The 24,228-nt window shown below is 57.7% G+C and carries 21 protein-coding genes; 15 read left to right on the top strand and 6 right to left on the bottom strand.

From position 1 onward, the window contains the following. Positions 1-9 precede the first annotated feature (9 nt). Positions 10-906 (bottom strand): EamA family transporter RarD, encoded by an 897-nt coding sequence (gene rarD, locus RZ35_RS16360; RefSeq protein ID WP_026744273.1) that lies wholly within the window; start codon positions 904-906, stop codon positions 10-12. Between the two features lie 315 nt (positions 907-1,221). On the opposite strand from rarD, the gene pldA reads away from it, so the two are divergent. From pldA to rhtC, 3 genes are all read left to right on the top strand, one after another. Beyond that, positions 1,222-2,091, top strand: a complete 870-nt coding sequence (gene pldA / locus RZ35_RS16355; RefSeq protein ID WP_026744272.1) for a phospholipase A — start codon at positions 1,222-1,224, stop codon at positions 2,089-2,091. 118 nt (positions 2,092-2,209) lie between these two features. Beyond that, positions 2,210-4,033: an ATP-dependent DNA helicase RecQ gene (gene recQ / locus RZ35_RS16350; RefSeq protein WP_026744271.1), complete on the top strand. Its 1,824-nt coding sequence runs from the start codon at positions 2,210-2,212 to the stop codon at positions 4,031-4,033. A 57-nt stretch (positions 4,034-4,090) separates the two neighbouring features. Beyond that, positions 4,091-4,720 (top strand): threonine export protein RhtC, encoded by a 630-nt coding sequence (rhtC, locus tag RZ35_RS16345; protein WP_026744270.1) that lies wholly within the window; start codon positions 4,091-4,093, stop codon positions 4,718-4,720. Between the two features lie 50 nt (positions 4,721-4,770). On the opposite strand, the gene rhtB is transcribed toward rhtC, so the two are convergent. After that, complete coding sequence (gene rhtB / locus RZ35_RS16340; protein ID WP_026744269.1) at positions 4,771-5,391, bottom strand: homoserine/homoserine lactone efflux protein; 621 nt, start codon at positions 5,389-5,391, stop codon at positions 4,771-4,773. A 113-nt stretch (positions 5,392-5,504) separates the two neighbouring features. Here rhtB and pldB point away from each other — a divergent pair, with 113 nt between their 5' ends. From pldB to gntT, 5 genes are all read left to right on the top strand, one after another. After that, entirely contained in the window at positions 5,505-6,497 is a 993-nt protein-coding gene (gene pldB / locus RZ35_RS16335; protein ID WP_026744268.1) for a lysophospholipase L2, read from the top strand. Positions 6,498-6,545: 48 nt separating this feature from the next. Beyond that, positions 6,546-7,358 (top strand): sugar/pyridoxal phosphate phosphatase YigL, encoded by an 813-nt coding sequence (yigL, locus tag RZ35_RS16330; RefSeq protein WP_026744267.1) that lies wholly within the window; start codon positions 6,546-6,548, stop codon positions 7,356-7,358. Between the two features lie 357 nt (positions 7,359-7,715). After that, a complete protein-coding gene (locus tag RZ35_RS16325) occupies positions 7,716-8,411 on the top strand; it encodes a pirin family protein (RefSeq protein ID WP_026744266.1) in 696 nt (231 codons plus the stop codon). A gap of 222 nt (positions 8,412-8,633) precedes the next feature. After that, the gene (gene gntR / locus RZ35_RS16320) at positions 8,634-9,629 is read left to right on the top strand and encodes a gluconate operon transcriptional repressor GntR (RefSeq protein WP_026744265.1); all 996 of its coding nucleotides are present in this window, start codon (positions 8,634-8,636) and stop codon (positions 9,627-9,629) included. A gap of 416 nt (positions 9,630-10,045) precedes the next feature. After that, a complete protein-coding gene (gntT, locus tag RZ35_RS16315; protein WP_026744264.1) occupies positions 10,046-11,362 on the top strand; it encodes a gluconate transporter in 1,317 nt (438 codons plus the stop codon). A gap of 40 nt (positions 11,363-11,402) precedes the next feature. On the opposite strand, the gene RZ35_RS16310 is transcribed toward gntT, so the two are convergent. Then, positions 11,403-11,996, bottom strand: a complete 594-nt coding sequence (locus RZ35_RS16310; protein ID WP_026744263.1) for a YhgN family NAAT transporter — start codon at positions 11,994-11,996, stop codon at positions 11,403-11,405. A gap of 202 nt (positions 11,997-12,198) precedes the next feature. Here RZ35_RS16310 and asd point away from each other — a divergent pair, with 202 nt between their 5' ends. Beyond that, complete coding sequence (gene asd, locus RZ35_RS16305; RefSeq protein WP_026744262.1) at positions 12,199-13,302, top strand: aspartate-semialdehyde dehydrogenase; 1,104 nt, start codon at positions 12,199-12,201, stop codon at positions 13,300-13,302. 117 nt (positions 13,303-13,419) lie between these two features. On the opposite strand, the gene glpD is transcribed toward asd, so the two are convergent. Continuing rightward, complete coding sequence (glpD, locus tag RZ35_RS16300; protein ID WP_081825747.1) at positions 13,420-14,973, bottom strand: glycerol-3-phosphate dehydrogenase; 1,554 nt, start codon at positions 14,971-14,973, stop codon at positions 13,420-13,422. Positions 14,974-15,201: 228 nt separating this feature from the next. Here glpD and glpE point away from each other — a divergent pair, with 228 nt between their 5' ends. From glpE to malQ, 4 genes are all read left to right on the top strand, one after another. After that, on the top strand, positions 15,202-15,522 hold the full coding sequence (gene glpE, locus RZ35_RS16295) for a thiosulfate sulfurtransferase GlpE (protein WP_026744261.1): 321 nt from the start codon (positions 15,202-15,204) through the stop codon (positions 15,520-15,522). 90 nt (positions 15,523-15,612) lie between these two features. Continuing rightward, positions 15,613-16,449, top strand: a complete 837-nt coding sequence (gene glpG, locus RZ35_RS16290; protein ID WP_026744260.1) for a rhomboid family intramembrane serine protease GlpG — start codon at positions 15,613-15,615, stop codon at positions 16,447-16,449. Between the two features lie 2 nt (positions 16,450-16,451). After that, positions 16,452-17,210 (top strand): DeoR/GlpR family transcriptional regulator, encoded by a 759-nt coding sequence (locus RZ35_RS16285; RefSeq protein WP_026744259.1) that lies wholly within the window; start codon positions 16,452-16,454, stop codon positions 17,208-17,210. Between the two features lie 438 nt (positions 17,211-17,648). Then, positions 17,649-19,958, top strand: a complete 2,310-nt coding sequence (gene malQ, locus RZ35_RS16280) for a 4-alpha-glucanotransferase (protein WP_455709718.1) — start codon at positions 17,649-17,651, stop codon at positions 19,956-19,958. A 49-nt stretch (positions 19,959-20,007) separates the two neighbouring features. On the opposite strand, the gene nfuA is transcribed toward malQ, so the two are convergent. Beyond that, on the bottom strand, positions 20,008-20,583 hold the full coding sequence (gene nfuA, locus RZ35_RS16275; RefSeq protein WP_026744257.1) for a Fe-S biogenesis protein NfuA: 576 nt from the start codon (positions 20,581-20,583) through the stop codon (positions 20,008-20,010). Between the two features lie 59 nt (positions 20,584-20,642). Next, positions 20,643-21,347, bottom strand: coding sequence for a DNA utilization protein GntX (gene gntX / locus RZ35_RS16270; protein WP_026744256.1), 705 nt, complete (start codon positions 21,345-21,347; stop codon positions 20,643-20,645). 71 nt (positions 21,348-21,418) lie between these two features. Between gntX and bioH the strand changes: the two genes are divergently transcribed. Together bioH and RZ35_RS16260 are read left to right on the top strand one after the other, a co-directional pair. Continuing rightward, positions 21,419-22,189 carry a pimeloyl-ACP methyl ester esterase BioH gene (gene bioH, locus RZ35_RS16265; protein ID WP_026744255.1) on the top strand — a complete coding sequence of 257 codons (771 nt, stop codon included), beginning with the start codon at positions 21,419-21,421 and terminating at the stop codon, positions 22,187-22,189. A 152-nt stretch (positions 22,190-22,341) separates the two neighbouring features. Continuing rightward, a complete protein-coding gene (locus RZ35_RS16260; protein WP_026744254.1) occupies positions 22,342-24,093 on the top strand; it encodes an alkaline phosphatase in 1,752 nt (583 codons plus the stop codon). Positions 24,094-24,228 lie beyond the last annotated feature (135 nt).

Genomic DNA, 24,228 nt, shown 5'->3' with positions numbered 1-24,228 from the left:
GGCCTTTTTTTACGCCAGTCGTTTCTGCTTCTGCTGAGTACGGAGCGCGTCGCCGATAAAAATCGCCAGCGCCAGCCAGATGAAGGCAAAGGTGATCAGTTGATCCTGTGTGAACGACTCGCCGTAGGCCACGACGGCCAGTAAAAACACCAGCGTCGGGCCGATATACTGGAAGAAGCCGAGCGTGGAGAGACGCAGGCGCACTGCGGCGGCGGTGAAGAACAGCAGCGGGACGGTGGTGACGATACCGGCAGAGATCAGCAGCAGATCCAACGACAGCGAGTTCTGCGTTAAGTGACTGGTCGGCGTGTCGGCGAAGCAAAACAGGTACACCAACGCGACGGGGATCAGCCAAAGGGTTTCGACCAGCATGCCCGTCTGCGCATCGACCCCAATCTTTTTACGCAACAGGCCATAGACGGAAAAGCTGAAGGCCAGCCACAGTGCGATAGACGGCAGGGAGCCAAATTTCCACAGCTGCACCAGCNCGCCGCATACCGCCAGCGCGACGGCGAGCCACTGCATGGGACGGAACCTTTCGCCTAAAAACACTAGCCCGAGCAGCACGCTGACCAACGGATTAATAAAATAACCCAGGCTGGCTTCCAGCATGTGGTGATGGTTGACGGCCCAGATATAGGTCAGCCAGTTGCTGCCGATGAAGAGGGCGGTCACCGCCAGCATCAGCAACCGTTTTGGCTGTTGCAGGAGGAGGATGGCCTGCTTCCATTGACGACTGACGCTGAGCAGGATGAGAATAAAAAAGAACGACCAAATCACGCGGTGCGAAACAATCTCAGTGGCGGGAACCTGTTCGATGAGTTTGAAATAGGCTGGGGCGATACCCCAGATGATGTAAGCGCCAAGAGCGAACAGGACTCCCTGGCGAGTTTGCTGCGTTTCCATTGTAATTGCTCAGTATAAACAGGGGGAAACGACTATTTTACTCAAAATATAGTCTGCCAACACCCGTCTATTACGATAATTATGGCGGCAATAGTGGTTTTTCCCAGCATGAGATAGGGCGTTATCTGGTAGGTAAAGGTCAGCGCCGTTCCGCCGTGGTACTTTGTAAATAACAGCGGTGAGCAGGAAGTGAAAGCTGGCGCCATACAGAAAAAACCGATTCGTCGTTGCCTATGATGTAACCGGTTAGTTTCTGTGTACAATGCCAGCGGCAAATCAAAAAATAACCTTACGGTCAGTTGGAGAAATACGTGCATGCTTAAAATTTGGGGTGGTATGCTGGCGTTGCTGTTGACGGCGCAGGTCCAGGCGCAGGAAGCCACAGTGCAGGACATTCATGATAAACCGGCGGTCCGTGGCAGCATTATCNCCAGCCTGCTGCAAAAGCATGACAGTCCGTTCATTCTTTACCCATACGAAAATAACTACCTGCTTTACACCTATACCAGCAACATCANCCGGGATGCGATTCAGAGCTATAACTGGGGAAAGAACGCTCGCAAAGACGAGGTCAACTTCCAAATCAGTTTGGGCTTCCCGCTATGGCGCGGTATTTTGGGCGACAACTCGCTGCTTGGCGCGTCTTACACCCAAGGCTCCTGGTGGCAGCTTTCCAATAAAAGCGAATCTTCCCCTTTCCGTGAGACCAACTATGAGCCGCAGATCTTCCTGGGCTGGGCGACGGATTACAGCCTAGCGGGCTGGACTTTACGTGATGTGGAAGNGGGCTTTAGCCATCAGTCTAACGGTCGCTCCGATCCCACATCACGCAGTTGGANCCGTGCCTATGCGCGTCTGATGGCGCAGAACGGCAACTGGCAGGTGGAGCTGAAACCTTGGTTACGTATTTCCGACAGCAAAGACGATAACCCGGATATCACCCGTTACATGGGACATTACCGTGTCCGTGTGGGCTACCTGTGGGGCGACAGCATTTTCAGCGCGGAAGGACGTTATAACTGGAATAGCGGCTACGGCGGCGGTGAGGTCAGCTGGAGCTACCCGCTGACCGAGCATGTGCGCTTCTACACCAAAGTCTTCAGCGGCTACGGCGAATCGTTGATCGACTACAACCATCGTCAGACGCGGGTCGGCGTCGGCGTGACTCTCAACGATATGTTCTAAGGCCGCGTTAGGCCGGTGTTGTCGAGTAGGGTAAGTAAAAGCCTGCACACAAACGTTGCAGTTTTATCAAACGGCGCTGAAAATAGCGCCTGTTTGTTTTTATAAAAGCGGTGAAGGCGTGTCTACGGCAGAAGTATTGAATAAAGAAGCGCTGGCGACGCAGGTGTTGCGCGAAACCTTCGGGTATCAGCAGTTTCGGCCCGGCCAGCAAGCGATTATCAACGCTGCCCTCAACGGGCGGGACTGCCTGGCGATCATGCCCACGGGTGGCGGCAAATCCCTGTGTTATCAAATTCCTGCTCTGGTCATGGAAGGGTTGACGCTGGTGGTGTCTCCGCTGATTTCCCTGATGAAAGACCAGGTAGATCAGCTTCAGGCCTACGGCGTTTCCGCCGCCTGCCTTAACTCTACGCAAACGCGCGAGCAGCAGCATCAGGTCATGACCGGTTGCCGCAACGGCGACGTCAAACTGCTGTATATCGCCCCCGAGCGTCTGACTTCTGAAAGTTTCCTCGATCATCTGTCTTACTGGCAACTGGCGATGATCGCCGTCGACGAAGCGCACTGTATTTCCCAATGGGGACATGATTTCCGGCCGGAGTACCGGGCGCTGGGGCAGGTGAAACAGCGCTTCCCCGGCCTGTCGGTGGTCGCGCTGACCGCTACGGCGGACGACACCACGCGTCAGGACATCGTGCGTCTGCTGGATTTGCACGATCCCCTGATTCACATCAGTAGCTTCGACCGACCTAACATCCGCTATACGCTGGTGGAGAAATTTAAACCGCTCGACCAGCTATGGATGTTCGTGCAAGGCCAACGCGGTAAAAGCGGCATCGTTTATTGCAACAGCCGTGCGAAGGTCGAAGACTTGTGCGCTCGCCTGCAAAATCGCGGCCTGAGCGTGGGGGCCTATCACGCAGGTCTGGAAAACGAACGCCGGGCTCAGGTGCAGGAAGCGTTTCTGCGCGACGATCTACAGGTCGTGGTGGCCACGGTGGCGTTCGGGATGGGGATCAATAAACCTAACGTTCGCTTCGTAGTGCATTTCGATATTCCACGCAACATCGAATCTTATTATCAGGAGACCGGTCGCGCCGGGCGCGATGGCCTGCCTGCGGAAGCGGCGCTGTTTTACGACCCGGCCGATATGGCCTGGCTGCGCCGCTGTCTGGAAGAAAAACCGGCGGGTCCGCAACTGGATATCGAGCGTCACAAACTTAACGCTATGGGCGCGTTTGCGGAAGCGCAAACCTGTCGACGGTTGGTGCTGCTCAACTATTTCGGCGAAGGGCGCCAGCAGTCGTGCGGCAACTGCGATGTCTGTCTCGACCCGCCGAAAAGTTACGACGGACTGGTCGATGCGCAGAAAGCCTTATCCTGCGTATACCGCGTCGGCCAGCGTTTCGGCATAGGCTATATCGCGGAAGTGCTGCGCGGCGCCAATAATCAGCGTATTCGCGAGTTCGGCCACGACAAGCTGCCGGTCTACGGACTCGGCAAAGATAAAACGCAGGAACAGTGGGTCAGCGTGCTGCGCCAGCTAATCCATCTGGGACTGTTAATGCAAAACGTAGTGCAGCACTCCGCGCTGCAACTGACCGAAGCGGCCAGACCTGTTCTGCGTGGCGACGTCCCGCTGCAACTCGCCGTACCGCGGTTGATCAACCTGAAACCGCGCGTCAGCCAGAAATCATACGGCGGCAACTATGACCGCAAACTGTTCGCCAAACTGCGCAAGCTGCGCAAATCCATCGCCGATGAAAACAACATTCCGCCGTACGTCGTCTTCAGTGACGCGACGCTGCTGGAGATGGCGGAAATCCTGCCGGTTACGGCCAGTGAGCTGCTGAACGTCAACGGCGTGGGGCAGCGTAAACTGGAGCGCTTCGGCGTGCCGTTTATGACGCTCATTCGCGAGCATTTGGAAAACGACGATTAAATGGTGCAAGTTCTCATTGCATAACGTCGCCAAGACCATAACAAAGGGAGTTTCATGATGTTCATGTTATTTATGACCGTGGCGCTAGTGCACTTCATCGCTCTGATGAGTCCAGGACCCGACTTTTTCTTTGTTTCGCAGATTGCGGCCAGTCGTTCGCGCCGTGAAGCGATGATGGGCGTGTTAGGCATCACGCTGGGCGTTGTGGTCTGGGCGGCGATCGCCCTGATGGGTCTGCATCTGCTGCTGATGCAGATGGCGTGGCTGCACCGCATCATCACCGTCGGCGGCGGGCTTTACCTGTGCTGGATGGGGTGGCAAATGTTGCGATCCGCGCGCCAGAAGGCGCGACAGCCCGAGGCTACGGAGGCGGAGGTCAGCGTCGATTTGCCCAAGCGCGGCAAGTTCTTCATCCGTGGATTAGTGACCAACCTGTCTAATCCCAAAGCGTTAATCTACTTCGGCAGCGTTTTCTCTCTGTTCGTCGGCGATAGCGTGGGCGAGAGTGCGCGCTGGGGGCTGTTTGCGCTGATTTCGCTAGAAACGCTGGCATGGTTCACTTTGGTCGCGATGGTATTTGCGTTGCCGGTGATGCGCCGGGGCTATCAGCGTTTGGCGAAATGGGTGGACGGTGTGGCGGGCATTCTCTTCGCGGGATTCGGTATTCATCTTATCGTCTCGCGCTAAACGCGAGGTCATGGCGGGCGCTTCGCCATGACCTTTTGCTCGACTCGGGATTATGCCCGACGGGCGGAGGCCAGCAGCGCTCCCACCATAATAAACAGCGAACCGAATATTCTATTCAGTCTGTTCACCTGCCGCGGTCCCTTCAGCCATTTAGCGATCCGTGTCGCCAGTGTGGCATAACCAATCATCACGACAATATCCACGGCGATGGTGGTGACGCCCAGCACCAAATATTGCATGGCCTGTGGCTGATGCGGGATGACGAATTGCGGAAACAGCGCGGCCAGAAACACAATGCTTTTCGGGTTGGTCAAATTGACCAGCACGGCCCGCTTGAACAGTCTGCGCCGCGGCATAGTGTTTGCCAGCGTGTTTAAATCCAGACCGCCTGCGCTGCGCCACTGCTGAATGCCAAGCCAAATCAGATAGCCCGCCCCGACCCATTTGAGCACTTCAAACGCCATTACGGACTGAGACAACAGCGCGCCAAGGCCGATGCCCACCAGCACAATATGACAGGCCAACCCGACCTGCAGGCCGGCAATCGAGGCGACTGCTCCCCGATAACCGTGACTGATGCCGGTGCTCATGGTGTTGATGGCGCCGGAACCCGGCGAAAGACTCAGAATCAATGTGGTCACGAGGTAGGTACACCACCNCTCGAAGGTCATGCGTCAATGCTCCCTGAACGTCGCTTTTTATGCCACAATACGCCAACGCCGATCTTTGCGCCAGAGCTCACAAAACCAGGTTTAGCCGTCATGAACAACCGCGAGAATGTGTGATGACTCAGTACCCTGAGTGTCTACTAAACCGGGAGGCGCAGTACGCTGCGTTTGCCAACGGGCCTTTGCTGGACTTCTGGCGGCGGCGGGACGAGGGCGAGTTCATCGGCGTCGATCGCGNCCCCATCCGCTTTGCCCGCTTTACCTCTCCGCGTCATCATCAGGTGGTGATGCTGCTCACCGGCCGCACCGACAGCTATGTCAAATATTCCGAGGTCGCCTACGACCTGTTTCACAATGGTTATGACGTGCTGATGATGGATCATCGCGGGCAGGGACGTTCGGGACGTTTGCTTAAAGACACGCACCGCGGTCACGTCGAGAATTTCAGCGACTATGTGGATGACGTGGCACAGTTCTGGCAACTGCAACTGGCGAAAAGCGGATATAAACGGCGCTTTGCGTTGGCTCACTCGATGGGCGGCGTGGTTCTGGCCGATTTTCTGGCCCGAAGGCCCGAGGCGTTCGATGCCGCCGCGCTGTGCGCCCCCATGTGCGACATCCATCTGCCGATGCCGGAGTGGCTGGCCTGGCGCATTCTGGATCAGACTGAACGTTACCCGAAACTGCGTGNCTACTATGCCATTGGCGCCAGCCAGTGGCAGCCATTGCCTTATGTTCTCAACGTGCTGACCCACAGCCGTGCGCGGCATCTGCGTAGTGTGCGTATTTATGCCGACGACCCAGCTTTAAGAATCGGCGGTCCTACCTATCACTGGGTGCGTGAAGCGTTGTTGGCGGGAAGAGATTTGATGTCGAGAGCCGCAAAGATCACGGTACCGCTGCTTGTGCTGCAAGCGGAGGACGATCGGGTGGTGGACAACCGCGGGCAAAATGCATTCTGCGAAGCGATGGCCGCCGCGGGTCATCCGGTGGCCGGAGGGAAGCCGCAGGTAATACGCGACGCTCGACATGACATGCTGTTTGAAGAAGATACGGNGCGTGCCGACGTTTTTCGCCGGATTCTGCACCATTTTGCGCAATATCATTAAATTCCGCGGCCCGGCCGCGTTTAACCTGCGGAGGTTAGATTCCAACGTATGTACCCAATTGTTGCTTCCGATTTGGATGGCACGCTGCTGTCCCCCGCTCATACGCTTACCCCCTATGCCAGAGAAACGTTGCAGTTGCTGACGGAGCAGGGCGTTCATTTTGTCTTCGCCACCGGACGGCATCATAAGGACGTCGCACAGATCCGCGACAGGCTGGGGATCAGCGCGTACATGATCACCTCGAACGGCGCCCGCGTGCACAACACCGATGGAGAACAGCTGGTCAGCCACAATCTGGACAGCGATATCGCGCGCGACCTGTTCGGCATCATGTACGACCGCGAGGACATCCTCACTCACATTTATCGGGGCGATGACTGGTTCATGAGCCGCGCCCGACCGGAAGAGGAGCAGTTCTTTCAGGAGTCCGTCTTCAAGTACCAGCTGTTCGATCCGACGGCGCTGGACACCGACGACGTGGGGAAAGTCTTTTTCACCTGCGACGATCACGAACGCCTGCTGCCGTTGGAAGAGGCGCTCAACGCCCGCTGGGGCGACCGCGTCAACGTGAGCTTTTCCTCGGTAAACTGCCTGGAAGTGATGGCGGGCGGNGTATCGAAGGGACACGCGCTGGAGCAGGTGGCGAAACTCATGGGGCATGGCGTGAAGGATTGCATCGCGTTTGGCGACGGCATGAACGATCTGGAAATGCTCTCAATGGCGGGAAAAGGCTGCATCATGGCGGCCGCCCACCAGCGTTTAAAAGACCGTTTGCCAGGGCTGGAAGTGATCGGCACTAACGCGGATGACGCGGTGCCGCACTACCTGCGCAAATTGTATGCTGCGCTAATCGAACGCTAACGCATCCGTGGTGTGCCAGGATATGTCGAGATGTGAGATGTGTAAGCAGTGTGACAAGGCCAAAAAAATGCTTTACAGGTGCGAATGATAATGATTATTATTGCCATGCGTTCCGGGAAAACCCCTCTGTCTCGATCTTGATGGTTCAGCGAGGTTTTGCTGTGAAAGCACGACATTGCTCACATTGCTTCCAGTATTTATTTAGCCAGCTCGGGTGCTGGCTTTTTTTTGTCTGCACGATTTATGGAAACCAGTTTCCGTAAATGCCGCTATTTTTTTGAATGGTACGGTGAGTTTTTTACGCTATCTTCTCGACGCCTCGTCGCTAGACTGTTCAAAACGACGGAGGAAGCAACGATGATCTATTTACGTCAGGCGCAGCAGCGCGGACATGCCCACCACGGTTGGCTCGACAGCTGGCATACGTTTTCATTTGCCGATTACCACGATCCCGACTTCATGGGATTTTCCGCCCTGCGGGTGATCAATGAAGATCGTATCGAAGGCGGGCAGGGCTTCGGCATGCATCCGCACCGGGATATGGAAATACTGACCTATGTGCTGTCCGGCACCATTGAACATCAGGACAGCATGGGGAATCACGAGCGGATCCCGGCCGGGGAGTTCCAGATCATGAGCGCGGGCACCGGTGTTCGCCATTCGGAATACAATGCCAGCCCGGATGCGTTGCTGCATCTGTATCAGATCTGGATTATCCCGGACCGTAAAGGCCTGACGCCGCGCTATGAGCAGCGTCGTTTTGACGACAAGCAGGGCAAACAGCGGGTATTGTCGCCGGAGGGGCGCGATGGTTCTCTCAAGGTCTTTCAGGACATGTCGCTGTGGCGCTGGGCGCTGAAGGCGCAGGAGCAGGCGGTGCATGACATAGAGACCGGCCGCCGCGTCTGGATCCAGGTCGTGCGCGGCACGGTCACGGTGAACGGACAGTCGGCGAGCGCCAGCGATGCGTTGGCGTTATGGGACGAAAGCACGCTCTCAATCAGCGCGGATGAAGAGAGTGAAATTCTGCTATTTGATTTACCGCCGGTGTAAGGAGCAGTGCCTGCATGCAATGAAGCGCATTATGGCAAGCCGGGGCGTTGGCCGTTTCAACCATGTCGGCGCCGTTTCAACGCGCAATCACGTTTCGACCCATGCTGCGAAGACGTTCTCAGCCGTCATGAAAGTCGGGGTAATCCGGTATGGTATCGATACTCACTCCCCGGTTTTTTGTTAGACTCCGACTACTTTCCTCGAGTTGGATAGCCACGGATGATCAAGAAGAAAAGACCGGCTCTTCAGGATGTCGCAGATCGCGTCGGCGTCACGAAAATGACGGTCAGCCGCTATCTGCGCAATCCTTCCCAAGTGTCTGCTACGCTGCAAAAGAAAATTGCCGCCGTCCTGGACGAACTGGGATACATACCCAACCGCACGCCCCATATTCTGGCCAACGCCACCAGCCGCGCCATCGGCGTTCTACTGCCTTCCCTGACGAATCAGGTCTTTGCGGAAGTACTGCGCGGCATTGAGCAGGTGACGGAAGCGCGGGGTTACCAAACCATGCTCGCGCACTATGGCTATCACCCTGAAAAAGAAGAGCAGCGCTTGATGTCGCTGCTGTCTTACAATATCGACGGCTTGATACTGGCGGAACGCACCCACACGGATCGTACCCGGCAGATGATTAACGTCTCCGGTATCCCGGTCGTAGAGCTGATGGATTCTGTGTCGCCCTGTCTGGATATGGCGGTGGGTTTTGACAACATAGAAGCCTCACGACAGATGACGCGGCACATCATCGGGCGAGGACGTCGACACGTGGTGTATCTGGGCGCGCGGCTGGACGAACGTNCCCTGATGAAACGGCAGGGCTATGAGCTGGCGATGCAGGAGGCGGGTTTAACCCCCCACAGCGTGATGAGCGAAAGCGCCTCGTCTTATACGTTGGGCGGTGAATTGCTGCGGCGAGCGCAGATGGAATGCCCGGACATCGACAGCGTGTTCTGCACCAACGACGACCTGGCGATCGGCGCGATTTTCGAGTGCCAGCGTCAGGGACTGAGTATTCCCCGGCAGATGGGGGTTGTCGGTTTCCACGGTCATAACATCGGCCAGGCGATGGTTCCCCGCTTGACGAGCGTCCTGACCCCGCGTGAGCGTATCGGCGAAGTGGGCGCCGAAATGCTGCTGGCGCGTCTGAACGGCGAGCCGGTGACGTCGGCCCTGCACGACGAAGGTTTCGAGCTACTGCCCGGCGACAGTTTGTAAGTCAATCCCTCGCGGCGCCTTATCCCCAAGGCGCCAGTACGCGATGTCTCCCTCCTCATGCCACATAGGCTGCTTCTCCGCAGGCGGATTCGACAACGGCAACGTTGGCGGCCGGCTCGTTTTGGTCGAAAAATCCATCATCGCCAAAGGCGACCTTCTCTGCTGGCAATATTTGATCTTTATCCCAAACTGTAAATTAAGTGCTGCCGGTTAGTTCCAGTTCTTAACATGTTACCGGTATCATGATACCGGTAACATTACGGGTATTGCCCGTTTCCCTGATGGTGCTTCACCCATCGCATCTGATGTTTCATCGCTGCTGCCGTACTCGGCCATAGATGGGCCGTAGCAGAATCACCTTCGCCTGCGTTCTCCGGTGGTTGCCGGGAGCGATGAGGCTCTGCCGGAGAAAGGTTATGCCATTAGTCATCGTTGCTGTCGGTGTCGCCATACTGCTGTTATTAATGATTCGATGTAAGTTGAATGGATTTATCGCGTTGGTGTTGGTGGCTCTGGCCGTCGGGATTTTGCAGGGCATGCCGGTGGATAAAGTCATCGCGTCTATCAAAAACGGGGTCGGCGGAACGTTGGGCAGTCTGGCGCTTGTCATGGGTTTCGGCGCGATGCTGGGGAAAATGCTGGCGGACTGCGGGGGAGCGCAACGGATCGCTACCACCCTGATTGACGGGTTCGGCCACAAAAACATCCAGTGGGCCATCATGCTGACCGGTTTTACCGTAGGCTTCGCCTTGTTCTATGAGGTCGGTTTTGTTCTGTTGCTGCCGCTGATATTCAGCATCGTCGCCTCCGCGCGTATTCCTTTGCTGTATGCCGGCGTGCCGATGGCGGCGGCGTTGTCCGTCACCCACGGTTTCTTACCGCCGCATCCCGCGCCGACGGCTATCGCCGCCATTTTTCATGCCGATATGGGCAAAACGCTGCTGTACGGCACGTTGCTCGGGATCCCCACCGCCATACTGGCCGGTCCGGTTTTCGCCCGTTTTCTGAAAAAAATCGACAAGCCGGTGCCTGAAGGNCTTTACAACCCTAAGCAATTTTCCGAAGACGAAATGCCCAGTTTCGGCGTCAGCGTTGGCACAGCGCTGGTGCCGGTGATGCTGATGGCGGTAAGGGCGATTGCTGAAATGGTCTTGCCGCAAGGACATGCGCTGCTGCCTTACGCGGAGTTCTTCGGCGACCCGGTGATGGCGACGTTGATTTCGGTGCTGATCGCGATTTTTACCTTCGGCCTTAATCGTGGACGCACGATGGATGAAGTGATGGCCACCGTCTCTGATTCCATCAAAATCATTGCCATGATGCTGTTGATTCTGGGCGGNGGCGGCGCTTTCAAGCAGGTGTTGGTCGACAGCGGGGTGGATAAATACATCGCCCACATGATGGAAGGTAGCAGCTTGTCGCCGCTGTTCCTGGCCTGGTTGATTGCCGCGACGCTGCGCATTGCGCTCGGCTCGGCGACCGTGGCCGCCATGACGGCGGGCGGCATCGCCGCACCGCTGATCGCCACGACCGGCGTCAGTCCGGAACTGATGGTGATAGCCGTGGGGTCCGGCAGCGTGATTTTCTCTCACGTCAACGATCCCGGCTTTTGGCTGTTCAAAGAGTATTTCAACCTGACCATTGGCGAGACGCTGAAATCCTGGTCGGCGCTGGAAACGATCATCGCGGTCTGCGGGTTGCTCGGCTGTCTGCTGATGAGCCTGGTGGTCTGACGCGGAGCCTCTGCCGGGCGGGTCCCGGCAGAGCGCCGGGTTACAGCTGGAGGTAGGCGCGGATGCCGTCGAGGAACATTTGCGTGGAGAGCATCACCAGCACCAGCCCCATCAGTTTTTCCAACGCGCTGACGCCTTTGTCTCCCAGTAGTCGCAGAAACAGGTTGGACATCAGCAGGATCACAAAAGAGATGCCCCAGGCGATAAACAGGGCCAGCGTCAGGTGAGCCAGCTTCTGCGGATATTGGTGGGACAGNAGCATCAGCGCCGCCAATATCGACGGGCCGGCGACCAAAGGGATCGCCAGCGGCACCAGAAAGGGTTCATCGTTTTCCGGCAGGTCGTTGGATTCATTTTTCGGCGAAGGGAATATCATGCGAATCGCAATCAGGAACAGGATGATCCCGCCGGAAATCGACACGGTCTCAGTACGCAGGTTCAGCACCGCCAAAATTTTCTCCCCCGCGAATAGAAAAATCAGCATCACGCCCAGCGCAATCACCATTTCCCTGATCAACACGATGCGACGACGTTTGGCGGGTAGGGGCTTCAGTACCGACATAAAAATCGGCATGTTTCCCAGAGGATCCATGATGAGCAGTAGTAGAACGGTGGCTGAGATCATTTCGGTCATGTGGCGGTTGACTCCTGTCTTCATGAGGCGCGAATTCGCGCGCGGTTATTAGCTGTGCTGCTGAAAAAGCCGACGAGATTGAATAAATTAACTTGCGACTTTACGTACATTTTGTAAGGTTGAAGGCCATCACTTTAAACAATGTTACTGCCAGTAACGGCAGCCAGACTCCTTTTTGTCACCCCCAAGCAGGACAGCAAACATGAAAAATGTTGGTTTTATCGGCTGGCGCGGAATGGTCGGTTCGGTACTCATGCAACGCATGGTAGAAGAACGCGATTTCGATGCCATCCGCCCGATCTTCTTTTCCACTTCCCAGCACGGCCAGTCGGCTCCTACGTTCGGCGGGCAGCAGGGCGTATTGCAGGATGCCTACGACCTGGAGGCGCTGCGGGCGCTGGATATTATCATCACCTGTCAGGGCGGCGATTATACCAACGAAGTCTATGCGAAGCTGCGTGAAAGTGGCTGGCAGGGTTACTGGGTTGATGCGGCGTCCACGCTGCGCATGAGCGATGACGCCATTATTATTCTGGACCCGGTCAACCACGCGGTGATTCAGCAAGGGTTGAATGACGGCATCAAAACGTTCGTCGGCGGCAACTGCACGGTCAGTCTGATGCTGATGTCGCTGGGCGGCCTGTTTGCAAACGACCTGGTGGATTGGGCGTCCGTCTCGACTTACCAGGCGGCGTCCGGCGGCGGCGCTCGCCACATGCGCGAACTGCTGGTGCAGATGGGGATGCTGAATGCAGAAGTGGCGAAAGAGCTACAGAGTCCGGCCTCCGCCATTCTGGATATCGAACGTAAAGTGACGGCGCTGACCCGTAGCGGCACGCTGCCGACCGACAATTTCGGCGTCCCGCTGGCGGGCAGNCTGATCCCGTGGATCGACAAACAGCTGGATAACGGCCAGAGCCGCGAAGAGTGGAAAGGACAGGCGGAAACCAACAAGATTCTGGCGACCCGCGATGTGATCCCGGTCGACGGTCTGTGCGTGCGCGTCGGCGCGTTGCGCTGCCACAGCCAGGCATTCACCATCAAACTGAAGAAAGACGTGTCGGTGCCGGAAATTGAACAGCTGCTGGCCAGCCACAATGACTGGGTGAAAGTCGTGCCGAACGATCGCGAGCTCAGCATGCGTGAACTGACGCCTGCGGCCGTGACTGGTACGCTGTCTACGCCGGTGGGCCGTCTGCGCAAGCTGAATATGGGCCCGGAATATCTGTCCGCCTTCACCGTCGGCGATCAGCTGTTGTGGGGCGCGGCGGAACCGCTGCGTCGTATGCTGCGTATCCTGCTCTAAATGATATCGCCCCAGCTGCGCAGTTGGGGCGATTTTCCTTCCTGCCGTTTTCCTACTTCCTGTCGGTTTTCGTTACCGTACTCGCGTTCTCGCAGGAGGCACGGTCGTAGATAGGGGTTAATGGTTCTGTGGTCCCGCCGTCCCGGCATGCCGGGATGGAACCGCGTCTTCCACGTATTGCTGCGCCCGCTGGCGCCGGTAGTGCTCCAGCCAGGCGCTGACGCGCTGCTGCTGATTTTCGTCCAGCCACATACCGAGCTTGGTTCTGCGCCACAGCGCATCTTCCACAGAGACGACCCACTCATGTTCGACCAGATAGCGCAGTTCGGCCTCATAGAGCATATGCCCGAAGTGTTCGCCCAGTTCGCCGACGCTGTGCGCATCGCCCAGAAGCCGTTCGGTCTGGCTGCCGTAAGTGCGGCTGTAACGTCGGGCTAAAGACTCCGGCAGGTTATAACGCTGACGCAGGCGGGATGCGTATTCGTCGCGGGAGCCATGAATGTCGCCGCCCGGCAGCGTCGCCTGCTGCGTCCAGGATTTGCCGGCCTGCGGGTAGTATTTCGCCAGCTTGTCCAGCGCATGTTCCGCCAGTTTACGGTACGTGGTGAGCTTGCCGCCGAAGACGGATAACAGCGGGGCGCGCCCCTGATCGTCGTCGATCGCCAGCGTGTAATCGCGGGTGATAGCCTGCGGCGAATCGGACTCGTCGTCACAGAGCGGTCTTACCCCGGAATAGCTCCAGACGATGTCACCGCGGTTCAGCGGTTTCTTGAAATAGCGATTGTAGATGTCCAGCAGATAATCGACTTCGTCGTCATTGATGCTGACATGACGCGGATCGCCGTGGTACTCCATATCGGTGGTGCCGATGATGGAGAACTCATCCATCCAGGGAATGACGAAGACGATGCGGTGATCCTGATTTTGCAGAATGTAGGCCTGCGGTTCGTTATGAACTTTCGGCACCACGATATGGCTGCCTTTGATCAGCCGGATACCGTAGGGCGAAGGCAGCGCCAGCCCGTCATCGAAGAAACTTCGCACCCACGGTCCCGCTGCGTTCACCAGCCCTTTAGCCTGCCAGCTGTGCGTCTCGCCGGTCAGCGCATCTTCCGCCTCGACGTGCCACAGACCGCCGATACGGCGCGCACGCGTGACTTTGGTGCGGGTACGTACCTTGCCGCCGCGGCGCTCTACCTCTTGTGCATTCAGCACCACCAAGCGGGCGTCGTCGACCCAGCAATCGGAATATTCGAAACCGCGCGTCATCTCCGGTTTCAGCGCCGACTCGGGTCCAAAACGCAGACCGCAGCTGGCCGGGAGGCTGACGCGTTTGCCCAGATGGTCGTACATAAACAGCCCTGCGCGGATCATCCATGCCGGACGCAGATGAGGTTCATGGGGCAGGCGAAAGCGCAACGGCGATATGATGTGCGGCGCCATTTTCAACAGGACTTCGCGTTCGGATAGGGCCTCGCCAACCAGCCGGAATTCGTAGTGTTCCAGATAGCGCAGGCCGCCATGAATCAGCTTGGAGCTGGCGGAAGAGGTGGCGCAAGCCAGATCCTGCGCTTCCAACAACAGCACTGACAGGCCTCGGCCCGCCGCATCCGCAGCGATACCCGCGCCGTTGATTCCCCCGCCGATCACGATCAGGTCTTTGGTTTCCACGTTCCCCTCCGCCGTATTCCGCATAAATGTTCGTTTTCGCTCACGATGATAATCGCAAACAAACATTCAAGCCAAGGTTTAACCAAATAAATACATTTATACGTGACTCAGTTAACAATAATGGGGCCGTGGTGAGAGAAATGTGCTCTTCCTCCCGGCTTTTGTGGGGCCGAGCGAGGGGAGTGCGATACAATCGACACAATTCGATAACAATGGGGGCGGAGAATCATGGAGCAGTTTGAGGCGATTGATGTAGAGGAGGCTTATCAGCGCTGGCAGTCGGGTGAGGTACTGGTCGATATTCGAGACCGGCAAAGTTTCGCCGCTGCGCACGTGCCGGGAGCGGTCCATCTGACTAATGACACGCTGAACGATTTTGTCGACGGGGCGGATTTTGAGCAGCCTGTGATGGTGTTGTGCTATCACGGCATCAGCAGCCGCAACGCCGCCCAATACCTGCTTAGCCTTGGATTTTCCTCCGTGTACAGCGTAGACGGCGGTTTTGAAGCCTGGCAACGCCGCTTCCCGCAAGAAACATCGGCGGGCTGACGTGGATTCGTTAGGGACGGCGCTGATTTTCCCGTGCTAAATGATTTAGAATCAAGCTCATTGAACGATACAGCGAGAAGCATAACCACCATGATCCGGATTATCGCCTTACCCAACCCGCGCCAGGCACAGGCGTTCGTGGATTACATGCGCACACAGCACATTCGGCTGGCGATACGCGTCAACGACGGTGAGTATGAGCTGTGGCTGCAGGATGATAGCGAGCTGGCGCGGGTGGATAAGGAGCTGGATCGTTTCATGGAAGAGCCATGGCATGCGCGATACCAGGCGGCCAGTTGGCAAAGCGGCACCACGCGCACGGGATTGCGCTATCCTGCTTTTTCGTTGGTTGGCGAACTTCGTCAGCGGGCGGGGCCGTTGACGTTGGCCGTACTGGTCGTCACCGTCGCCGTTTATCTCCTGATGCAGTTCTACGGCGTTGAACGGATGATGCTGCTGCTGTCCTACCCGGAGAGTGGTCAGGCGATGCAACTGTGGCGTTGGTTTAGCCATATCCTGCTGCATTTCTCGTTGCTGCATATCCTGTTCAACCTAATGTGGTGGTGGTATCTCGGCGGGCCGGTAGAAAAAACGCTCGGTACCCGCAAGCTGTCCGTCATCCTGCTACTGTCCGCGGCGCTCAGCGGCTGGGTGCAGTCGTGGTTCAGCGGCGTCTATTTCGGCGGCCTTTCCGGCGTCGTCTATGCCCTGATGGGCTATGTCTGGCTACGGGGAGAGCGGCAGCCTGACGGGCCGTTGCATCTACAGCGGGGACTGATGGTGTTCTCCGTTCTGTGGCTGGTCGCGGGCTATTTCGATATCTTCGGCATGTCCATCGCCAACGGCGCCCACATTGCCGGGTTGGTGGTGGGACTGCTGATGGCGTGGTGGGATACTGGGCGTCGCATATCGTCGGAGAAGGGGTAACCATGAAGCAAACGCAGCGACATGAGGCCATTATCGAACTGGTGCGTCAACAGGGCTACGTCAGCACTGAAGAGCTGGTAGCGCATTTTTCCGTCAGCCCGCAAACCATCCGTCGCGATCTTAACGATCTGTCCGAGCGGAATCAGATCCACCGTCATCACGGTGGCGCCGCACTCCCTTCCAGCTCCGTCAATGCCGCCTATCAGGACCGCAAAACGATGTGGTCGGATGAAAAAGCCCGCATCGCCCGACAGGTCGCCAGTCAAATCCCGGATGGCGCGACGCTGTTTATTGATATCGGCACCACGCCGGAAGCGGTCGCGCACGCGCTGATGAACCACAAGGGGTTACGTGTGGTCACCAACAATCTCAACGTGGCGACCCTGTTGAAAAGCAAAGACGATTTCCGCCTGATCCTGGCCGGCGGCGAGGTGCGTAGCCGCGATGGCGGCATCATTGGCGAGGCGACCCTGGACTTCATTTCTCAATTCCGCCTCGACTACGGCATTCTTGGGATCAGCGGCATCGATATGGACGGCTCCCTGCTAGAGTTCGACTACCACGAGGTTCGCACCAAGCGTGCAATCATCGATAATTCCCGCTGCGTGATGCTGGTCACCGACCATTCCAAATTTGGCCGTAACGCGATGGTGAATCTCGGCAACATGGATTTAATCGATTATTTGTTCACTGATCGACTGCCGCCTGCTGGCGTGCTGAAAATTATCGAAAAATCTAAGGTGCAGCTGTCATTGTGCTGAGGTAGACGTGTCAGTTATTCCTCTGTTTTATCGCCGCAACGGCCGGATGCCGGAACATAAGTGTTCCCCGTCGGCGAAGATATAACGCGTTGATCTTGCTATGCCTATCAGCGGAAATTGCACGATGATCATTAGCTAGATTATAGTTCCGCTATACCCTGCTTGGATGCAGGCGTTCGATTAGGTTGCCATCTACCGCCGGTGACGTGATGCAGGAAACGTCTGCATCAGTCACTCTCACCGGCGACCATCCGGACATTGGAGCGACAGACTCCGTCGTGGCTTTCTAGGTTATGCTCGCACTGTGGCGATCCGGCAGCCTGGCGACGCGACGGTATCGCCCATTGATATCGCTCTTAGCCCTAGAAGGAAGGAGTATGATCGCTACGCGCCTGACGAGGATGAAGCGCAGAGCTGATCCCGGCAACCGCTGGCTGAATGGTTTTTTCCCGGAGAGCTATCGACAACCCCGCACTGTTAAACAGTCATACACAGCCGAGTGAACTCGCTGTACCGTACCGGGATGCGCGACTGTGCTGCCGCCAGGTGAAATGCGCGCTCTTGTACGGGGATGTTCAGGCCGATCGGACTCATGATGATCAAAACGCAAGGGGCAGATGCGTTGTTAAGGAAGCAATAAACATGGCGTTAGAGGCTAATAAAACGATACCCCGGCGAATCTCCATCGCCGAGACCTACGTTGACGACACTGGTCGCCATCAAAGAATCGACAGGTCTACACAAGCGAAACTGCTGAGCTTGCTGAGCGCAGAGGGGATCAATGACCAGCCGATTCCGCCGGTGAAAGTGTGGCGTGAAGGTGAACCTGTGACGGTCTGGGTGCAGGGCGATAGCCACTATCGCTGGACGTTCCATTATGAGCAAGGCGGCATGATAGAGGGCGAGATCGTGGGAGGAACAGTCCTAACGCTGCCCGGGCCTTTACCCCAGGGGTATCATCGTCTGACGCTGGAACAAGCCGGTCGGCGGTGGCGCTGCCAGGCGATTATCGCGCCGATGTGTTGCTATGAACCGGACGCGCTTTCGCAGGGAAAACGCTGGTGGGGCGTCTCCGTACAGCTCTATACCCTGTGTTCTCAGCATAATTGGGGCGTTGGCGATTTCGGCGATCTGAAAACGCTGCTGGAAGAGGTGGCGCGGCGCGGCGGCGCGTTCGTCGGGCTTAATCCTCTGCATGCGTTGTCTCCCTCCGGGGCAGATAACGCAAACCCTTATAGCCCCTCATCGCGTTATTGGATCAACACCATCTATATCGACGTCAATCACGTAGATGATTTCCTCCAGAGCGAGGAGGCGCAGCGGTGGTGGCAAAGCGCCGAAACTCAGCGCCGGTTGTCCACCGTTCGCGGCAGCCGCTGGGTTGACTATCGTTCGGTCGCCGCGCTGAAGCTTGACGCTTTGCGCCTGTCATTCCAGCACTTCAACCTGCGCGGCGTGCTCGATCCGCGTCAGCTCGCCTTTCAGCAATTCATCGCTCGCGGCGGCGATAGGTTGCAGCAGCATGCGACCTATGATGCGCTTAACGCGTGGTTGGAACGTGACGGCCACTCATTCAGCGACTGGAGCCAATGGCCCGAATGCTATCAGGATGCGCGGGGAGACAGCGTCGTTAGCTTTCGTGAGTCTCACGCTGAAGACGTCATGTTTTACTGCTGGCTGCAGTGGTTGGCTCACGAACAGCTGGCGGCCTGCTACGATCACAGCAAACAGCTGGGGATGCCGCTTGGGCTATATCGCGAAGTGGCGGAAGGCGTGGCGTGTCGCAGCGCCGATTCCTGGCAGGATCATCCCTTGTTTTGCCATGACGCCAGTATTGGCGACGTGCCGCAAACACGGATGCCGCATGGACAGAGCGGGCCGCTGGCGCCGATCAATCCGGTCCAGTTGCAATGCTGTGGCTATCAGCCTTTCATCGATATGATTCGCAGTAACATGGCGCATACCAGCGCGATATGTCTCCACCATGTGGCGTCCCTAATGCGTGAGTGGTGGGTCCCGCAGGAGGGCGAGTCGGAGGATGGCGGCTTTATCTATTATCCCGTGGATGACCTGCTGGCGATCCTGGCGCTGGAGAGCCAACGCCATCGCTGTATGGTGATGGGCGATGAGCAGGGCGTTTTGCCTGAAGGGATGGTCAGCAAATTGCGCGATTGCCGTATCTACTCCTGTCGGGTGCTGTTTTTCGAGCGCAACCAGCAGGGGGAATTCTACGCGCCGCAGGACTATCCGCCCCGCTCGATGGCGACGGTGACCACGCACGATTTACCGACGCTGCGGGGCTACTGGCAGAGCATCGATCTGATATTAGCGCACGAGCTGGGCCTGTGCGCCGGCGACGTGCTGTTGAGCCGCAGACTAAAGGCGCGTGAGCAGGCTAAACAGGCATTGCTGGACGCATTGCATCAGTATGGTCATCTGCCTCAGCGCGTTGGGCGCAATGCGACGCTGACGACGATGAGCGCCCAGCTTAATCGCGGCGTACAGCGCTACCTGGCGGAAAGCGCCAGCGGCCTGTTGGGACTGCGGCTGGAGGAGTGGCTGGATATGGCGACGCCGGTCTGCGTGCCGGGCGGAGAAAAGCAGTACCCGAACTGGCGGNGCAAGCTGAGTCGGACTTTGGATTCCATCTTCGGGGATAGCTATCTTGAACGGCTGATACGCGATATCGACCTGCGACGAAATGGACCGTTGCCGAGCAGGGATGGCGGCGCGCGCGCAGGGAAATGACCCAAGCCGTTGCCGACCCGTCCGGGTCGGCAATTTGGAGCGCTGGATATTAGTAGTAGGAGTGCTCGCCGGGCTGATGCTCGGTGAGATCGCGAACGCCAGCCAGTTCCGGGAACTTCTGCAGCAGCTCTTTCTCAATCCCTTCTTTCAGGGTGTAATCCACCATCGAACAGCCGTTGCAACCGCCGCCGAACTGCAAAATAGCGTAACCGTCGTCGGTGATTTCCATTAGTGACACCTGTCCGCCGTGACCGGCCAGCTGCGGGTTGATCTGCGACTGCAATACATATTCCACGCGTTCGACCAGCGGAGCATCGTCGTCCACTTTGCGCATCTTGGCGTTGGGCGCTTTCAGCGTGAGCTGTGAGCCCAGCTGATCGGNGACGAAATCGATCTCGGCATCTTCCAGATAAGGGGCGCTGAGTTCGTCGACGTAGGCCGACAGCTTCTCAAACTTCAGCTCGGTATCGTTTGGCTCAACGGCATCGGGCGGGCAGTAAGAAACACCGCACTCAGCACTCGGGGTGCCGGGATTGATGACGAAAACACGGATCTGGGTGCCTTCCTCTTGCTTTGCCAGCAGTTTGACAAAATGCTCCTGAGCAGTGTCGGTAATATGGATCATAATTTTAACTCAATAGTTGACTACGCCAGTGGGTTATAATACGCCCATCCCGCCGGTCACTACAAGGTGCGGCACAGACACCAGACCTGGATGTGCGCCGCGCCCTGCCTCAGCAGCACCCGACCGATCTCCGCCATCGTACTGCCGGTGGTCACCACATCGTCCAGCACAACGATCCGTTTCCCCGCCAACGGCAGCGTACAGCCAAACGCCCCGCGCAAATTACGGCGGCGGGCCGAAGCGGTCAATGACCTCTGCGGCGGAGTGGGGCGGGTGCGGGTGAGACCGTCCGCCACGTAGCGGCAGTTCAACCAGCGCGCCAGCGGCGCGGCCAGGAGCGCCGTTTGGTTATAGCCTCGCCGCCACTGTCGTCCCCGGTGCAGCGGCACGGTCAACAGCAGGTCTGGCGGCGGGAACAGCGAATGCGGCGCGTTCAGCGCCGACTGCCGATAGCGTTGGCGCCAGCATAGCCACAGCAGGCGCGCTAGCGCGGGGGCGATGTCTCCCTGACCGTAAAATTTCAGCTGTTTGATCAACCCATCCAAAGGCGGACGATAATCGGAGACAGACAGCAGCGCATGCCAGGGCGGCGGATGTTGCAGACAGCGACCGCAAGGGAGCGATGCCGAAGCGGCGGGCAGGCCGCAGCGCGGACAGCAGCAGGGGGGAGGTGGAAGACGACGCAGGCAGTGACTGCATATCCCATGATGACTATCATACAGCGGCTGCCGGCAAAGCCGGCACTGCGCCCAAAAGGTGAACATCCTTGTTTGCCCTCATGATTGACGACGACGCGACATCAATATTTTACGTTGAAGAAGAAGGACAATAACGCATGGCTACGTTGCATTGGCAGACGGAAGGTGAAGGCGAACAAGACATTGTGCTGCTGCACGGATGGGGGCTGAATGCGCAGGTATGGAACAGCATCGTTCCGCGACTGGCGCCGCATTTTAGCCTGCACCGGGCCGACCTGCCGGGCTTTGGACAAAGTCAGGGATTTGGGCCGATGCCGCTGGGGGAAATGGCCTCCGAAGTACTGACCCGCGCGCCTGAGAAAGCCATCTGGCTGGGCTGGTCGCTGGGCGGACTCGTGGCCAGTCAGATCGCGCTGACCCACCCGGAGCGCGTTACCGCGCTGGTGTCGTTATCCTCTTCTCCCTGCTTTCAGGCGCAAGAGACATGGCCGGGCATCAAACCCACCGTACTGGCAGGTTTTCAGCAGCAGTTGCAGGAAGATTTTCAGCGTACGGTGGAGCGTTTTCTGGCGCTGCAAACGCTGGGAACCGCCAGCGCAAAACAGGATGCCAGACTGCTGAAATCCGTGGTGCTGGACCAGCCGATGCCGACGGTGGACGTGCTGAACGGCGGACTGGAGATCTTGTCGCAGGTGGATTTGCGGGAGCCGTTGGCGTCGCTCACCGTACCGTTCCTGCGGATTTACGGCGCGTTGGATGGCCTGGTGCCTCGCGCTATCGTGCCGCTGCTCGATGAACGCTGGCCGCAGTCGACCTCGGTGATCATTCCCAAAGCATCGCACGCGCCGTTTATCTCGCATCCTGATGAGGTGATCGAGGCGCTGCTGGCGTTCACGAGGGCGCGGTAACGGCCTCTCCCGTCGCTCTTATTGCGCGAATGCGCAGCGCCCTGTGCCGGTTTTGTCCAGGTAATGCCAGCGGTGACGGGGTTCATCAAAATGTAAGAAATCATCACTAGCTTATGTCCGGACCATGATTAACTGCGAAGGACATCAATAGAATGAAACTCCGTTGGCTTCTCCCCTTATTAATGGCGTCATCTCTGCCCGGTTTCTCCCACGCACAGGCTATTTACCCCATTGACCGCGCGACTATGCCGGCGGGTGGGCGATTCGACTTCAAAGTTGAGTTCGATGAGGTGCTGAAGCCGGAAGATATCCGCATTCAGATCAACGGCCGCGACTATCAGCAGGTGCTGGGCAAAGAGGCCACGTTCGTCGAACGCGAAGACGGCGCCCCCGTATCCACCGTGTGGGTCCGCGACGTCGGTCTGACGCAGGCGGGCCGTTATGACGTTGAGGCGCAGGCCAAAGGCAAGACCGCCAGGGTCAGCTGGGAAGTTTATCCGGCTCCGGAGACCCGTAAGGCGAAAAACGTGATCCTGTTTATTGGCGACGGCTTGTCGGTGGCTCACCGCACCGGCGCGCGCATTCTGTCCAAAGGGATCACGGAAGGAAAAGCGGCCGGAAAACTGGNGATCGACGACCTGCAATATATGGCGTTCGCCGGCACGTCCAGTACCGACTCTATCGCGGCGGACAGCGCCAACACCATGAGCGCTTACATGACCGGCCATAAGTCCGGCGTCAATGCGATTGGCGTATACGTCAGCCGCAGTAAAAACTCGCTCGAACATCCTAAACAGGAAACGTTGGGAGAGCTGGTGACCCGTTCGACCAATATGGCGCTCGGCATCGTCAGCGANGCCGAGCTGGAGGATGCGACGCCCGCCGCCGTGGTATCGCACACGCGTCGCCGCGCCGACAAGGCCGAAATCGCGTCCATGTTTTACGACGTGCAGCCAACCGTGATGCTGGGCGGCGGCTCCGCCTATTTCCTGCCGAAAAGCATTCCTGGCTCGAAGCGCAAAGACGATATCAACTACGTCGAGAAATTCCAGCAGGCCGGCTATACGCTGGCGACGGACGCGCAGACGCTGAAACAGAACGCGGCGACCGCCACCAAACTGCTGGGCCTGTTTCACACCGGCAACATGGACGGCGTGCTTGACCGCCGCTTCCTGAAAAACGACGTTGCCAAGAAATTTCCCAACCAACCGGATCTGACGGAAATGACGCAGGCAGCGCTGGATGTGCTGTCCAAAAATAAAGACGGCTTCTTCCTGATGGTGGAATCGGCGTTGATCGACAAGGCTTCTCACCCGCTGGACTGGGAACGCGCGTTCTACAACACCATCATGCTTGACCAGTCTGTGGCGGTGGCGAAGAAGTTCGTGGAAACGCATCCGGACACGCTGATCATCGTGACCGGCGACCACACCCACGGCATCTCCATCATCGGTACGGTGGACGATAACAAGCCGGGTGCGGAGATGCGCGAAAAGGTCGGCGTGTATGAAGACGCGGGTTACCCGAACTATCGGGATGCCAATAAAGACGGCTACCCGGATGACGTCAACGTTTCCAAACGTCTGGCGGTCTTCTTCAACAACTACCCGGACTATTACGAAACCTTCCGACCAAAGCTGGATGGCACATTCGTCCCGTCGGTGAAAAATGAAAAAGATCAGTACGTCGCCAACAAGGCTTATGCCTCCGTCCCCGGCGCCGTGCTGCGCGAAGGCATTCTGCCGCGTTCGGTGGATACCGGCGTGCACGCCGTGGACGACATGGTGATTCAGGCCAGCGGCCCCGGCGGAGAAGCCATCCGCGGCTATATGGACAACACGCAGCTGTTCCGGGTGATCGTCGATGCGCTCGCTATCGATGCCCGCAACACCGTGAAGCAGTGACGTGTTATGCCGCGGTTAATACGTGTTGCAGCGGGGCTGATGGCCCCGTTGTGCCTGCTTATTTTCTCTCTGAGCGTGATGCAGCCCGTGCGGGCGGCCTCGGTCCCTGAACTCTCGTTCGACACGCTGTACGCC

This window comes from Lonsdalea quercina subsp. quercina (assembly GCF_000688655.1).
Lineage (GTDB): Bacteria > Pseudomonadota > Gammaproteobacteria > Enterobacterales > Enterobacteriaceae > Lonsdalea > Lonsdalea quercina.
This window is presented reverse-complemented; position numbering and strand designations above follow the sequence as displayed.

Bases quoted from the DNA above. Each gene is read 5' to 3' on its own strand.
- rhtC (WP_026744270.1), top strand. From the start codon at position 4,091: ATGTTCATGTTATTTATGACCGTGGCGCTAGTGCACTTCATCGCTCTG.
- RZ35_RS16325 (WP_026744266.1), top strand. From the start codon at position 7,716: ATGATCTATTTACGTCAGGCGCAGCAGCGCGGACATGCCCACCACGGT.
- glpE (WP_026744261.1), top strand. From the start codon at position 15,202: ATGGAGCAGTTTGAGGCGATTGATGTAGAGGAGGCTTATCAGCGCTGG.
- glpG (WP_026744260.1), top strand. From the start codon at position 15,613: ATGATCCGGATTATCGCCTTACCCAACCCGCGCCAGGCACAGGCGTTC.
- RZ35_RS16285 (WP_026744259.1), top strand. From the start codon at position 16,452: ATGAAGCAAACGCAGCGACATGAGGCCATTATCGAACTGGTGCGTCAA.
- gntX (WP_026744256.1), bottom strand. From the start codon at position 21,347: ATGTTCACCTTTTGGGCGCAGTGCCGGCTTTGCCGGCAGCCGCTGTAT.
- bioH (WP_026744255.1), top strand. From the start codon at position 21,419: ATGGCTACGTTGCATTGGCAGACGGAAGGTGAAGGCGAACAAGACATT.